Annotated in this window: 13 protein-coding genes; 2 read left to right on the forward strand and 11 right to left on the reverse strand. The window is 70.8% G+C overall.

The annotated features are described in order from the left end of the window. Positions 1–20 precede the first annotated feature (20 nt). Positions 21–470: a hypothetical protein gene (locus BLR02_RS24605; RefSeq protein ID WP_090665022.1), complete on the forward strand. Its 450-nt coding sequence runs from the start codon at positions 21–23 to the stop codon at positions 468–470. 65 nt (positions 471–535) lie between these two features. Here BLR02_RS24605 and BLR02_RS24610 read toward each other — a convergent pair whose 3' ends face one another. The 11 genes from BLR02_RS24610 to BLR02_RS24655 form a co-directional block, all read right to left on the reverse strand. Further along, complete coding sequence (locus tag BLR02_RS24610) at positions 536–751, reverse strand: hypothetical protein (protein WP_090665023.1); 216 nt, start codon at positions 749–751, stop codon at positions 536–538. Continuing rightward, positions 751–3,066: a TniQ family protein gene (locus BLR02_RS24615; RefSeq protein WP_176849802.1), complete on the reverse strand. Its 2,316-nt coding sequence runs from the start codon at positions 3,064–3,066 to the stop codon at positions 751–753. The genes BLR02_RS24610 and BLR02_RS24615 overlap by 1 nt, the downstream gene beginning before the upstream one ends. A gap of 1 nt (position 3,067) precedes the next feature. After that, positions 3,068–3,229: a hypothetical protein gene (locus BLR02_RS29785; protein ID WP_176849803.1), complete on the reverse strand. Its 162-nt coding sequence runs from the start codon at positions 3,227–3,229 to the stop codon at positions 3,068–3,070. A 16-nt stretch (positions 3,230–3,245) separates the two neighbouring features. After that, positions 3,246–4,052 (reverse strand): ATP-binding protein, encoded by an 807-nt coding sequence (locus BLR02_RS24620; RefSeq protein ID WP_090665025.1) that lies wholly within the window; start codon positions 4,050–4,052, stop codon positions 3,246–3,248. After that, a complete protein-coding gene (locus BLR02_RS24625) occupies positions 4,052–6,268 on the reverse strand; it encodes a Mu transposase C-terminal domain-containing protein (RefSeq protein WP_090665026.1) in 2,217 nt (738 codons plus the stop codon). Before BLR02_RS24625 ends, BLR02_RS24620 begins: the two co-directional genes overlap by 1 nt. Next, entirely contained in the window at positions 6,268–6,966 is a 699-nt protein-coding gene (locus BLR02_RS24630) for a hypothetical protein (protein ID WP_090665027.1), read from the reverse strand. Before BLR02_RS24630 ends, BLR02_RS24625 begins: the two co-directional genes overlap by 1 nt. A 333-nt stretch (positions 6,967–7,299) precedes the next feature. Beyond that, the gene (locus tag BLR02_RS24635) at positions 7,300–9,357 is read right to left on the reverse strand and encodes an AAA family ATPase (RefSeq protein ID WP_143018294.1); all 2,058 of its coding nucleotides are present in this window, start codon (positions 9,355–9,357) and stop codon (positions 7,300–7,302) included. A 246-nt stretch (positions 9,358–9,603) separates the two neighbouring features. Beyond that, positions 9,604–10,557 (reverse strand): DNA N-6-adenine-methyltransferase, encoded by a 954-nt coding sequence (locus BLR02_RS24640; protein WP_090665029.1) that lies wholly within the window; start codon positions 10,555–10,557, stop codon positions 9,604–9,606. A gap of 81 nt (positions 10,558–10,638) precedes the next feature. Then, a complete protein-coding gene (locus BLR02_RS24645; RefSeq protein WP_090665030.1) occupies positions 10,639–11,202 on the reverse strand; it encodes a hypothetical protein in 564 nt (187 codons plus the stop codon). Between the two features lie 136 nt (positions 11,203–11,338). After that, complete coding sequence (locus BLR02_RS24650) at positions 11,339–11,908, reverse strand: hypothetical protein (RefSeq protein ID WP_090665031.1); 570 nt, start codon at positions 11,906–11,908, stop codon at positions 11,339–11,341. A 68-nt stretch (positions 11,909–11,976) separates the two neighbouring features. Beyond that, positions 11,977–12,495: a hypothetical protein gene (locus BLR02_RS24655; RefSeq protein WP_090665032.1), complete on the reverse strand. Its 519-nt coding sequence runs from the start codon at positions 12,493–12,495 to the stop codon at positions 11,977–11,979. Between the two features lie 602 nt (positions 12,496–13,097). Between BLR02_RS24655 and BLR02_RS24660 the strand changes: the two genes are divergently transcribed. Further along, positions 13,098–14,068, forward strand: a 971-nt coding sequence (locus BLR02_RS24660; RefSeq protein WP_143018295.1) for a hypothetical protein, incomplete at its 3' end; no start/stop codon positions are given.

A 14,068-nucleotide genomic window follows, 5' to 3' on the forward strand; every position in this document is an offset into this window, starting at 1 on the left:
CCAAGCCCAAGGACTTCCACTTGGTTAAGGGCTTCGTGGATTACGTCGGCATCGACAAGCTCGAATCTAGGTTCAGCACCGATCTCAAGACTCTCAGGCGTTGCGTGCTGGAAGGCAGGCCACTCCCGCCAGGCTTCTATCGGCAAGGCAAGGGGCAGGACGAGGACCGAGCCCTGAAGGAGTACGGGGTGATGCACCTGCACCTCGGTGGGCAGAAGTCGGATGTCCTCGTCTTCCTCATGCAGTTTCCCGATGACGTGGTTGCCTTGGAGATCAACAACCACGGCCCATTCAGCGACCACCCCCCAGGGCGTGGTGTCGACGCGCGCTGGAGGGTGGCCGCCCTTGTGACGCTCAACGAGGCACGGGCAGCCGCTGAACAGCAGCGGCAACGTGCCGAGGAGGAAGTCAAAGCGCTCAACGCGAGCATTCGCGCGCGCCTGGGCATTGGCAAGAAGCCCGATTCTTGAGATCCGAGCGGCTGGGCAGTCTGCGGTAACCCGCGCTTGTGCTACCGGACGTTGCGGAAATGCCCTCAGCGTCCTCCTAACTCCAACCACCCCAGCACCACCTCGAACGACCGCTCCACCCTGATCATCCGGCCGCCGGGCAGCAGCAGCAGGGCACCCCCGTCGTCCTCGCAGATGGCGCCGATTGAGGTGGCGGACACCGCGTGCATCCGCCCCTCGACGTCGCGCAAGACGACGAACCTGCCGACCCGCTCCCCCTCCTCCAACTCGCGGCGGGCCATCACGCCGCCTCCGCTGCGGGCAGCACGAGCGGCACGGCGAATCGCTCCATCTCGGTCGGCTGGCCCCGGCCGTCGAAGCGGACCGTGACGTGGTGGGCGGTGCCCGTTCCGCGCCAGCGCACCTCCGCCAGAGGCAGCAGCAAGAAGGTGTCCCCCTGGTTTGGGACAAGGGCCACCCAGGCGTCGGCCGCCCGGCGCAGCAGGTCCAGCGACTCCCGCTGGACGTTGAACACGAAGACGCCCGTCAGGTCGGGCCGCCGGCCCGATACGACCTGCACCACCCGCCCCGTCGCCTCGTCGGTGAAGCGGTTGTTCACCCGCCGCAGGCGGGCGCCCCAAACCCTGCCGATCGTATCCCCGGCCAGGGCCACCCGCTCCCAGCCCCGCTGCCGGAGTTCCCGGGTGGGGATGGCCCGCCGCTGGCGCACCTGCTCCACGCGCGCGAGCACTTCCGGCGTGATGTCCGCGCGCCGGAACACCGCCAGCTTGCCGCCGTCCCCGGCGCCGGGACCGGACACCATCGGCACGCCCATGAACCGCAGGTGCCGGGTCAGCGCGCCGTTCGCCCGCCCGCCCTCGGCGTCCATCCGGGCGAGTTCGCCGCCCAGGATGAACTCGGCCCGGAAGGCGTCCACGGTGCCCCGCGAGAACCGCATCCCGACCTCGTCCGGGCCTCCCGACGGCACGGTGCCCATCAGCCCCCGCCGCGCCCAATGGAGGACATGCTGGTAGTGGACGCCGAGCATCTCGCCCACCTCGACGGCGGACAGCGTGACGCGGGCCACGGGCAGAACCTGCTCCACCTCCGCCGGGTCGAGTCGGATGCCCTTCAGCCCCCGCTGCCCCTCGACCAAAGCGGCCGCACGCAGGCGCCCATCGGCCAGGGCCCGGCACACGTCAGGCGGCTCGCGGCCAGGCGCGGTCGTCGCCGCCATGGTCCAGAGGCCCCGTTGCCGGGCCTCCGCGTCGCTGACCTTGGGCGCCGTTCCGCGGCAGGCCGCCACGAGGCCCTCTACCGCCGAGCGGCGGAACGGCCTGATTTCCAGAACCCGCTCCCCCTCGGCGACGCGGGACACGACCCCCGCCGCCTCCAGCTTCTCGAAGACCTTACGGCCCACGTTCAGCGTGAGGCGCGCTTCCTCGGGCAGCAGGAGGTCCGCCATCTCGTCACGGAGGCGGCGGATCTCGGCCGCCTTCACCAGCGACGGAATGCCGGACCCGTTGGGCGGCAGGATGTAGAGGTTCCGCCGCTCCGCCAGGCGCTGCATCGTCTCCGGCCCGACGCCCAGCGTCTTGGCCGCCTCCGACATGGACATGTGGCGGTGGCGCAGCGCGTCGACCGACCCGTAGCGGCCGAGCACGTAGGCATTCACCGCGAGGTCGTCCTGGGCGGCGGCATAGGCCGCGAACGCCTCGCCGATCGGCGCCCCCCAAGGTTCCCGGCTCCATGCCGACACCTTGGACGAGAAGGTGCCGAATGCCTTCGCCAGGCCGCCCTTGCCCCGCCTCTCCCGGGCGCGGGCCTTCAGCCCGTCGAGGAAGCGGTGGAACCCGTTGGGCCAGCCGTCCAGCGCCCGCCAGCCGTCGTCCACGTAGCGGTGGACCTCGGCCTGATGCTTCCGGACGAACCCGGCGAGGCGGTTCACCTTCTCCATCCCTTGCGCGAGGTGGCCGAGGGTGACGGAGAGCCGGAGCGTGTCGCCGAAACCGAGGCCGAGCGGCGCCCCCGTCGCGGGGGCGTCGCAGTGGAACAGCCGGTGCACCGCCCGCACGCCCCCGAGTTCCCCGTCAGGAACCCGCTCGGCCTCCGCGCGCCGAAGGTCGTATCGGCAGGCCCTGCTGCCGCACAAGTGGACCCCGGGGCCGCGCCACTTGAGCTGGCGGCCGCAGTCCGGGCAGGCCGACAGCAGGCGGGTGCCGTGGACGGCGCAGACGGGCAGCGCGTCAAGGAACCACACCGCGCGGTGGTGCGGCGAGTCCGCGAGGCAGGCCGGGCAGACCGTGCGGCTGTCCAGCCGCGCCTGCTCACGCCAGACGACGTGGCCGTTCAGCCGCACGGTCGTGTCGTCCGCGGTGCCCATGGCGAGCCGCGCCCACTGCGCCTCGTCGAGGCCGAGGACATCCCGCATGACGACGCCCAACGGGCCCGCCGGGTCCGTCTGGCACAGGGTCACCAGGATGACCTTCGGCGGCCTGAGGCGCCGGAGCACCCGGCCCGGCTCCTGGAAGCGGTAGCGGGCCGCGTTGCGCATGATCAGGCCCGGCAGGCTCTCGCCTTGCTCGGGCGGCACGGCGGTGGGGAGGCGGTAGGTCATGTCAGCCCACCTCCTCCCCGGCGAGCTCATGCTTCCGTGGACGGCTACGCCGGCGACGAGGCTCCGGCTCGACCTCCTCCACGGCGGGGGCGGCATCCTCCACGACCTCCACACGGAAGGGATTCACCCTCTCGCGGGCGCCGCCGACCCGGAGCTCGTCCACGGCCTCGGCCAGCAGGTCATGGGTGACGGATGGGCGCCCGCGGCGCACCGCGATGGCGCGGGCCTGGTCGATGAGGGTCGCCGCCTGGCCAAGCAGCCCCTCGGCGTAGGCGTAGATCCGGAGGGCCGTGTCGAGCGACCCGAAGCCGGACCGCTCCGCGAGGCCGAGGTTTGGCGTCAATCATGTGGAGCACGGCCCGGAACTCGGTCCGGTCCTCCGGGTCGTTCCAGTCGTATGGGGTGACGACCACCTCCCCGAGCGTCCGACCTTCCAGGTGCATGTTGCCCTGGAAGACGCGCTCCGCCTTCCGCTCGCCGACCAGGAGCAATGGGCACAGGCGCTTGTTCAGCAGGCCCGTGAGCCAGTTCGCCACGTCCCGCTTCACCTTGTCGGTGTCGGCGTCGATCAGCCGCTGCACCTCGTCGATGACAACGAGGTCCACCTCCTGCTCTTCGACCGCCTGGGCGATGCGGGCGGTCAGCTCTGCCTGGGAACCGTGGTGCGGGTCGGGATCGTTCAGGGCCGCCAGGAGCTCCACCGCGAAGCTCTTCAAGGTGCACCCGGCGGGGACCTCCACGGCGACGATGCGCGGGCGCAGCGCCGGGTCGGGTTGCTCCTCGACCCGGAGCCGGACGTAGTGGGTCACGATCTGCGTCTTGCCCGCCCGGCTGTTGCCGAGCAGGAGGAGCGCTCGGCAGAACGTGTCCTCCCACCCGCACTCCAGCAGGTCGTCGACACGTTCGAAGGCCCGCCTCACGCGGCGGGTCTCCACGAAGACGGCGCTGAGCGCGTTCGCGCGGCGCCGACGGCTCGAACGGCCCATCACTCGTCCCCCTTGCTGCTGCTCATGCGGAGGCCGAGGCCCTTAACCAGCTCGTCGAGGTCCTCCTGGTCCTCCTTCGTCAGGCGGGGCGCCTTGCCCTCCCGCCTGCCCTTGGGCTTGCGCGCGGGACGGGGCTGCTCCGGCGCCCGCGCGTACTCGGCTGCCCCGCCCGGGGGAGTGGGAGGCGTGACATCGCCGCCCTCTTCGCCGCCCGTCTCCCCCTCCTCCTCGTCGCCGTGCTCGTGGGCGGCGTCGGCGACCGCGGGAGCCTCGCCGTCCATTACCTCGTCGATGATGGAGCGGGTGCTGCGGACCGGGTCGAAGGCGGGCGGGTCCTCGGGCTCCGGCGGCCGGGTCAGGCTCTCCCAGTAGCGGGCCGCCCGGGTCCGGTTCCGGAGGCCGTCCCCGGTGCGCTTGGCGTCCATGGCCGCGTCGAGGATGCGGTAGGCCCGCTTCAGGCCCTCGTCCCCGGCCAGCCGGTTGAAGTTGTTCCGCTGGAGGGCGCGGGCGAGCTTGTGCTTCTGGAGGGAAACCCCCGCCACCAGCGCCCGCATGGACGGGACGATCGGCACCTCGCGCGGCTCGCCGTCGGCGGGGTCGATGAACTGGATGCGGGTGAGGTCGCGGCGGTCCACCCGGATCTTGACGCTGGGCGCCCGCCCCTGCCGGACGCGGTAGTTGGCCACCTCGGCCCCGTTGTAGAGCAGTCCCTCGTACTCGATGCCGTAGTGCTGGGGCTTGCGCCACGCGACGTGGGCCGTCTGGGCGCGGATGTGCTCCAGGGGCGGCAGGGGGCGGACGCCGTGCCGGGCGACGCTCTCGTTCCAGAGGTCCAGTGGCGAGCGGCCGCCGAGCGCGCGGTGCGGCCGGCGCATGTAGATGCCGACGAGGAAGTGCAGGGCGTAGGCGCGGAGCTCGGTCAGGGTGGTGACGGCCACCTTCTCCGGCACGACCTCGCCGTTCAGCTTGAAGAAGTCCGAGAAGGTGGTCCCCGGAACCCTCTGGAAGACGGAAGTCGTGAGCGTGCGGAAGAAGCGCTCGATGCGGCCCTTGTACCAAGCCTTCAGGACCGGGGTGTACTGCACATCGATGCCGAGCCCGAGGCACGCGTCCAGGAAGGACTTCGACTTGAATTCCTTGCCCTGGTCGGTGACGAGGACGCGCGGCAGGCCCATGCAAGGCCAGGGCTGCTTGAGGTCGGGAATGCCTGCGAGGAGCGCGTCCTTTGGCAGAACGCCCACTTCCACGCATTCCAGGGCCGAGGACGCAGACGGAGGCTCGAAGCCCATGCGCATGCCCATCGCCGCCCGGGTGGCCCTGTCGAGGATGGACGTCAGGGTCGCCCTCCCGATCGGCAGTCGGGTTTCGGGGTCCAGCACGACGGCATCGACCGCCGTGTGGTCCATCTCCCACACGTCGTTGTGCCGCTCCGCGACGGGGCCGCTGGTCTTGGGCCGGAAGCGGTGGGAGGCGGTGCGCGGCCCCTCCCGGCAGAAGTCCAGCGTGAACTGGTCGACCTTCCGGATTTCGGCCAGCACCGTGCCGAACACGGGCGCCGCGAGGTGGTCCTGGCTCGGCAGCGGGGCGTTCCGGTCCTCGAACGCCTGCCTGACCTTGCGCCACACCTCGGTCGCGGTCGGGCGGGTGTCCAGGAGGTACTCCTTCTCCACCGTGTCCCGCAGGAGGTTCCGGGCCTCGTCGCACAGGCGGTCCCCGCGGTAGCCGCCCACGCCGGGCAGCAGGCCCTCAGGCCGCTCGCCGCCGAGCAGCCAGTCGGCAACCCAGCGCGCGAGGGTGCGGGCCGAGGGCGGCTCGGCGTCCACGGGCGGCGTGGCCGCCACGTCCGCGATGATCCCGCCGACGCCATCAGGGGTCCGGGGCGGCCGCCCGGCACGCTCCCAGGCCCGGACGTAGCGGAGCCGGCGCTCCACCTCCTTCAGGTCATCCGGGGACGCCAGCTCAAGGCCGGAGGGCCCCAGCCCCTTCTGCCTGCGCTCCACCTCCTCGGCAGTCACCAGGCGGATGCGGCCGGCCATCTGCTCATCGAGGAAGTGGCGGTCGGTCATCGTGACCGGGACGTCCTCCTCGTCCACGAAGGTGTGGAACTGGCGCCTGCCTCCGGTGCGGCCCCGGTAGGTCATCAGCCGTCCGTCCCAGAGGGCGAGTTGCCTGTCCGGGATGTTGATCGGCGGCACGCCGTCGTCGGCGCTCGGCATCAGGTCAGCCCTCCCGCGCGCAGGAAGGCCCGGATGCGCGAGGGCTCCGGTGCCGACAGGTCGAGGCTCAGGGCGCGGCGGAGCGCCATCGGGAACACGGCCTCCGCCCCGTCCCCGAGCATCCCGCGGAGTTCGGCCACGGTCGCGGACCCGCCCCGGCGCGTCAGCGCCTCGACGACCCGCAGCTGGTCGCCCTGGCCTGGCCGGAGCGCCCGGTGGTCGAGGACGTGGAGCGCGTTGCCGAAGCGAGGCTCCAGCCGCACCTCGGCGGGGGTCAGCACCGCGTAGCGGACGCCCCGGCGGGCGTAGATGGCCCGCACGACCTCTGCCAGCACGCGGTACCACGGGGCGTGCTCGCCCGTGTCGGGGAAGACATCCATCACAAGCGGGCCGTGATCGGTGTGAACCCCCACCGCGGGCACGTGGCGGCGCGGCTTGCCGTCCAGGACGTACTCCACCCGCTCGGGGAGCGAATGGTAGCCGACGACATCGGCGTCGACCTCGAGCAGGAGCATGAGGTCGCGCTCCGCAAGGCGCCGCCACCGCATTGGGGTACCGTTCTTCAGGCTGGCGATGACGCCGTTCGTCCGCTTGGCGGAGTGGCGGGCGATGATGCCCAGGTCGATGGAATCGAGCGGCCTGACGCGCGCGGCGACGTGCCCGCGCGCCTGCCAGGCGCCGGTGAACTCAGAAGGCATTCGGGAGCCCTCGTCTGGATGTGCTGGGGGCCGCGACGCAAGGCGCCGCGACAGCGGAGGTCAGCAGCCTCTCGCTATTCGGCCCACCAGCAGCATGTTGACGACGAGGGACATCAGCCTCTCCCGAACCTCCGGACGCGACAAACCGACCCTCCCCGGACGGGGCGGGCCGACAGCAGCCTTGCGCGGACTGCTATATGCGGCGGGAGGACAAGGAGAGGCGGCCCGCCTCAGAGGCGGGCTGCGCGGCCGTGACGGCAATGCGCAGTCCGATTTTCATGTCAACATACCTACTCCAGAATCGTTGCGTGCACAAGCTGGTCCGCGGCGGCCTCACCGCATTCGCCGAGGCGCGTCGCGTTCCGGCGCCTCCTCCAACGACCGAGGCTGCTCCACGAGGTGCGCGATCTCCTCCGCGACGAGCACCTCCCGCTCCAGCAGCGCCTGGGCGATGCGCTGGAGCGCGGGACGGTGGGCCTCGATCAGAGCGCGGGCGCCCTCGTAGGCGTCGGCCAGCAGCGCGCCGACCTCCCGCGCCAGGCTTGGCTGGTGCGGCAGGATGAGGCGCATGTCCGACGGTCCGGGCTGCCCGTGCCAGAGCAGATGCTGGTCGGCGGGCGCCGATGAGAAACCCCACGAGGTGAGCGCGCTGACAGCCAGCATGGTCGCCCGGGCGAGGTCGCTGCGCTCCGACCCTCCCGCCCCGGAGGAGACATCGCCCAGGATGACCTGCTCGGCGGCGCGGCCCGCGAATAGGCGCCGCAGGTGACGCCCCACCGCCTCGCGGGTGAGCACCGGCTCGTGCAGGTTTTCAGCGAAGCCGCCGGCGTCCGGCCCGCCCGCAAGGGACACCCGAACGAGGCTGCCCGGCATCTCCAGCCACCCGACCAGGGCATGGCCCGCCTCGTGGACCGCGGCCCGGCGGCGGATGTCTGTCGGCATGTCGCCCACCTTGGGCCGGACCTCGGCCAGCAGATCCTCCAGCACCAAGGGGCGCCCGGCGTGCCGCGCACGCCGCCGGGCCGACCGGACCCACCTCTCCACGTCCGCCCCCGTGGCGCCGACGGCGAGGCGGACGACCCGCATGAGATCGGCGCCCGGGATCTCGTCCCTCAGCCGTTGCCGGAGGATGCCCGCGAGCGCCTGGTCGTCCGGGAGGGGGACGTGCAGCACGCGGTCCAGCCGCCCGGATCGCGTCAAGGCTGGGTCGAGGCGGTCGGGGTGGTTGCAGGCCGCGACGACGATGACGCCCTCGCGGCCATGCAACCCGTCGAGTTGCTCGAGCAGCCCGTTCAGGTAGGCGGTGCTGTAATCCCGGTGGCGCTCGTCATAGCGCGCCCGGTCGCCCATGCTGTCGATCTCGTCGAGGAAGAGGATGCACGGTGCCGAGGCGCGTGCCTCTCGGAAGGTCCGCTGCATGGCGCCCAGCGCGTGGCCGAGGTGGCCGTCGCGGTCGCCCTGCCATTCCTGGGGCGAGCTGATGACAAGCGGGACGTCGCAGGTATTGGCCATGCGTCGGGCGAAGGAGGTCTTCCCCGTCCCGGGCGGGCCCGCCAGCAGGACAGCCTTGTCGATGTCGGCCCAAGCGAGGCGGCCCGCTCGGTACTCCGGCAGGTCGCGCGCGACGGCGAGGCCCCAGTCGCGTGCCTCGTCCATCCCGAGCAAGGATTCCAGGCGCTCGCGGGGATCGGCGGCGAGAGCGGCGGTGCCGACGATGCGGACCAAGCGGTGCAGCACCTCGTCGGCCGAGGCTCCTGGTTGCCAGGCCATCAGCAGATGGTGCGGCATGGCCGCGCGGGCGACCGCCTCCGGGATGTCCTCGGTGGGCAGTGCGCCAGCCATGGAGGCCACGGCCTCCGCCAGGGCCGCCGGGGACGGCGGGGGCACCTGGACCACCCGATCGGCCATCCGCAGCAGCTCGCCGGGGAGCAGCGCCTCGGGATCCTGGCTCCATCCGAACACGGGCTGGCCAGACTGGAAGGCGGTGATAAGGCTGTCCGCCGAGAAGTACGGGTCGGTCCTCCGCGTCGCGTCGTCGCGGGCGAAGCCGTACCAGCGTGGCTCAGGCGGCTTCTGCTCCTCCCCCTCATCCGTCTCCGTCGCAAGGGGCCAGGTGCTGATGACCTCCGGCTCCTCGCCGGGGAACAGGGCGCCGACCCACGCCCGCCGGATGTGCATGACCCACTCCTTGGCCGCGACGGCGACGATGGTGACGCTGCCCGGCACCTTGGCCTCCGCCGCGAGGCCGGGGCGGTCGGCCAGCAGCCGGTGCACCATCACCGCGGCCACCTCCTCGGCGAGGTCGGGGGGAAGGGACGGACTCTTTCGGGCGAGGCGGCGGTGCGTGGAACGGCACCTGGGCTGGCTGGCGTTGTTGGAATCGTTGCTCATGGGATGAACCCGCACATGAGGGTTTCCGCCCGGCAGGGGCCATGGCGGAGCGATGACCGAAGGAGCGCCGGGTGATCCCGGCGACCGCGGTCAGGCTATGCGGGTGACCTGGACGAGCGCGGCGAGGCGCCCCTTTCGGGGCGCGACCAGGACGACGGTCTGGTCAAGGTGGGCGCTCATGGGGTGGAACGTGTAGAGAACGGCGATTGCCCTCGTCAACGGTCAAGTCGCCCTTGGCCGGCCCGCTCACGCAGCAGTGGGGAACCCCGCTGCCGAGAGGCCGACGCCTGGGGCGATATACTGGGCATCTGGGAATACCTGGCACAGCGTGGTCGCCGTCGCCGGTGCACCGGCCCAGAGGACCAGGGCGCTGGGGAACGGCGCCGGGGTTGAGCCGTCCCCAAACGACAGCCTGCCGCGCAGGAGCCACGCGGCCGCGTGGCCCACCACGTCGGCATGCCACCACCGGGTGTCCGTCCGCGCGGGGATCAGCCCGATGACGAACTCCGCCCTTCCTGTCTCGGCTTCCGTCCGGGCCTTGGCCGTCCAGGCGCCGATGCCGCGTCCGTAAGGCGGGTTCATGAAGACCCGGCCGTGCCAGGGGTGGGCCAGCCCGTCGTCTGCCTCGGTCAGGTGCCGGGCGGCTCGGACGCGGGACCGCAGCGCTCCTGGGGAGCAGGGGTCGAGGTCGAACCCGCTGCCCAGAGCCTTGTAGAGGCGCTCCAGCAGGTCGAGCGGGGTCGCCCATGCCTCGTAGGTCGACGAGAGCGCGGCGCCTGCGTAGAAGGACTGAGGGTGCCCGGTGCGGGCGAGTACCAGCCCGGCGCCGAGGACCTCCGCGACCCGCTCCAGGGCGGCAAGGTGCCCGAGGTCGCCCCTCTCCATCGCGGCCAGCGTGTTCGGGCTGACGTTCGCCTTTGCAGCGACCTCGCGGGCCGAAGCGCCGAGCCGTTGCCGGAGCACCTTCAGGCGGGCGCCGGGATCGGTGCCGGGCGGCAGGGAGCGGCCCGCCAGTTCCATCCCGAGGGTGTCCAGCAGGCGGAGGTAGACGGCGGCGTGGCCCTGGCCTCGCTCCGCCTGCCAGACGCTGCGCGCGCTGCAACCCGCGGCGGCGGCCAGGGCGCCCTGCGTCAGGCGGGCATCGTGGCGGGCCTGACGGAGCGTCCGGCCGAGCCGCGAATCGGAGCGTTCTTGCGACATTGGTTTCCCGGAATAGGAGCGAATTTGCGCGCTTGCACGGGAGAACTGCGGCGGCTCGGCATCAGGCCGTCGCGGTACGGTTCAGTGGCGGGTGGCGCCGAACATCTCCCGCTGGCGGGTGTCGAGCACGGCAAGGCCGAACGAGGCGCATGCCATGTCGTGCCGCAGTCCGTCGAAGCCGATCGGGGACGAGACACGGATGTGGGCCGGGTCGGACTCGCACTCGCTGAGCGTCACCATCGTGCCCGGGCCGCTGACGAGCCAGTCCGCGATTGCGGTCTGCGAGTAGACGAGGACCGTCAGCTTCGCCTCCGCCCCTTCGCCCTTCCGACGGACGTGAACCACGCGCCTCGACACGAAGTCCAATTCCATGGGCCCCATCTCGAAGAGGAACTCGTTGGCCGGAAGCACGAGGTCACAGGCATGGGCGGTCGGCAGCGGGGTGGCCGCGACGATGGCCCGGAGCTCAGCGGAGGTGACGATCTCCGCGCGGGGCAGAGCCTTGATGCGGGCGAGGTAGCTGCTGCCCAGGCACACGGGCATGAGGGTGGGCAGGCTGCGGATGCGGACGCGCTGCGACGCGCGCTCCAGCTTCGAGAGGGTGCTGTCCTCGGGGCCGATGCGGCCCGCGCCGAAACCAAACATGCTGGTTCTCCTGTTTGTTGGTGGTGGATGGAAGGGATCGGCCGTGCTGGGTGCCGGTCGGGGAACACGTCAGGTCGCTCGCTTTGCGAGGTGACCCGAGGCACGGCGGCCTGTTGCTCCGCCGCCGTGCAGGTCGTCAGCGGCTGCTGGCGCCCACCAACCCGCGCTGGCGAGCGTCGATGGCGAGCAGCCCGGCGGCGGCGCAGAAGTAGGCGTGCTTCAGCCCGCCGAGGCCACCCTCGTCCGCGAGGTTCGCTTCGGCAAGCGGGCTCACCTCAAAGTCGGAGAGGGTGGTGCAGACCCCCGGCACCGTCAGGGTCCAAAGATTCCAGTCCCGAACCTTGGAGAGCACGGTCGCCCTGAGGGAGGCGGCGCCGCCGGTACCGTGCCGCCGAACCTCGACGATGTGCGTGGTTGCGAAGTCCGGGTCGAGGGGAGCGGCCTCGAAGACGAACGCCTCGGCAGGCAGCAGAAGCCCACCGACGTGGAGGTCCGGCCCCGGAAGCATGGGCGCCGCGGCCCGCATCTCGGCCGCCCCGACGATCTCCGTGCGGGGCAGGGAGCGCAGCATCTCGAAGTAGTGGGGAGGCACCTTCCACGTGCTGAGGTGAGGGACGTTCCTCAGGCGCCCGTGCCGGGCGCTCTGGCTCGCACGCTTGAAGGTCTGGTCGTTGGGGGCAAGGCGGCCCGCACCGAATCCGAACATGGTTGCTCTCCTGTGCGTTGGTGGCGTGAGGGGGAATCGGCCGCCTGGAGGCGGCCAACGCAGGTTGGTCAGGCTGCTTGGGCGGTCGGGCGGGACAGCAGCAGCACGAGGCCGTCCATCGCGCAGGCCGAGGCGTTGATCGCCTGCTCCAAGCTCCGGATGTGCTCCGTGCTGAGGCGGACCGTCGGGCGCGGCAGGCGGCCCGGTGCGACGATGAAGGGGGGCAGGACGGTCCACTTGCGGCGGGTTTCGCTGAACCCGAACACGTGGAGCTGGCCCATGGCCGGGGCCACCGCGTGCAGCCAGACGAGGTTCACGGTCGGGCCGTCCGCGAGCACGTAGGTGACGTCGTGGGCGGGCCACTGGTGGAGCTGGATGTCCATGACGCCCTCGCCGAGGAGGCCGGAGGCGTCGATCTCCTCGTAGGTCATGGTGCCGAGGTGCTGGGCGGCGGCGAGGCTGTCGCGCACCGTGCGGCGGAAGTTCACGCGGATGCGGGGAGGCACCATGAGGATGCCGCCGCGGGTCATGGCGTCGAGGACGGCAGCCTTGATGGCGGCGAAGTCAGGGGTCGGCTTGGGGGACATGCTCTCTCCTCTCGGGCTGTGGAATGCAGGCATGCGAGGGCGTTCCCCGGTCCGGGTGGACCGAAGGCGCAGGGTTGGCTGAGGGGGGGCAGGCGCGCGGCGCCGATCGCGGGCAGGCTGTCGAGCGGCACGGCGGCCGCAAGACAACTCGCCCGCGTCAGGCGACGCGGACTGCGCTCTTCAGCGCCCTATTCGGAGAGGGGAGAACGGAAAGGAGGACATGGACGGCTCCGGGTTGCGGCTCGCGATGAGGCGGGGCGCAGGGCTATATCCGGAGAGAAGCGTCCATGTGCGGTGGTCCTTTCGATGATGCAGCTATACCAGGAGGCGGGGGTGGTGCACAACCCGAAACGGATCATCCGTCCAGCGAGCGTAGCTTTCGGACCCGTTCCTCCTCGAACTTGGCCGCGGCTTCGGCAAACGTGGACCGGGGCTGCCCTAGCGGCCGAACCTCCATCAGGTGGAGTGGTTTCTCCTGCTCCCAGTATCGGCCTTCAGACATGGCAAGCCATCCGGCGAGCCCCTGCTTAAGCAAGGCAGCTTCGGTTGCTTTGCTTTGTGAAATAAAACTACATTTGGTTGTCGTGGAAAGCTGAGGTCAGATGCTGCGAGCCGTCGATGGGAAAGAGGTTGAGCCGCTGCTGAGGCGGCTGTGCGTTGCTCTGGGTTGTCCGCCGGACGAGGCCGGGATCCGGGAGCAGCGATGGCCGCTGGGGGACACCGGCGTCTCGTTCGGCATCACGTCGGCCTTCAACGACGATCCTGTCCCTCAGTTGATCATCGGCGAGGACAGCGTCGTGAACTTTCGGATGCGCCAAGATGAGGCCGACGGCAACGCAGCAGGTGTCTTCGCCCGGAGCGACGAAGACGGCAGGGTCTGGCTGCTCCACAAGGGCATGCTGACCATCTCGACGAGTGCCACAGCCCGGCTGAAACGCCTCCGCGCAGACTATTTTGAGGAGCAAGGTTTCGAGCGGGTGCCGCTCTTCATAAATGAGAAAGTCGCGCGCTGGTACCCAATCGCCTGCCTAGAAGACTCTGCCTGTAGGGATGCGCTGGTCGGCTTCGCTGAGTACTGCCATCGGCTGCGCGAGGACGCCAGCCCCATTTCTGGGGACGACGAACCCCCGCCGACTGACAGGAAGCCGAGCCGTGTGCCGCCCCGAGAGGAAGGGTGGAAGACCTGGGTGGAGGAGGCAGTTCGGAACGCCCTGCGCGTGCGGCTGCGCGAGATGGGCTTCGATGCCAAGCCTCAGACGCAGGAGGACGGACTGGAGTGTGACCTGCTCATACAGAAGCCCGTCGAGGTCCTGTTCGAGCTCAAGAAAGGCAACTCACCAGCGCACCACTACTCCGCCATTGGCCAGCTGTTCGCTTACAGCAGGTTCTTCGGCGTTCCCGACGCTGTGCTGGTGGCCGTGCTGGAGGCTGACGCGCGCGTGGACTTCCGCCCGGCGTTCCGTGAGCTCGGGATAGAACTAGGGTCTGTGACCGAACTCAGTGGTACGCAAGTTGATCATGGTGGCAGCAAGATGGGCGAAGCCCATCCAACTGCGGCGTGTCTTGTCGCGTC

Source organism: Belnapia rosea, assembly GCF_900101615.1.
GTDB lineage: Bacteria > Pseudomonadota > Alphaproteobacteria > Acetobacterales > Acetobacteraceae > Belnapia > Belnapia rosea.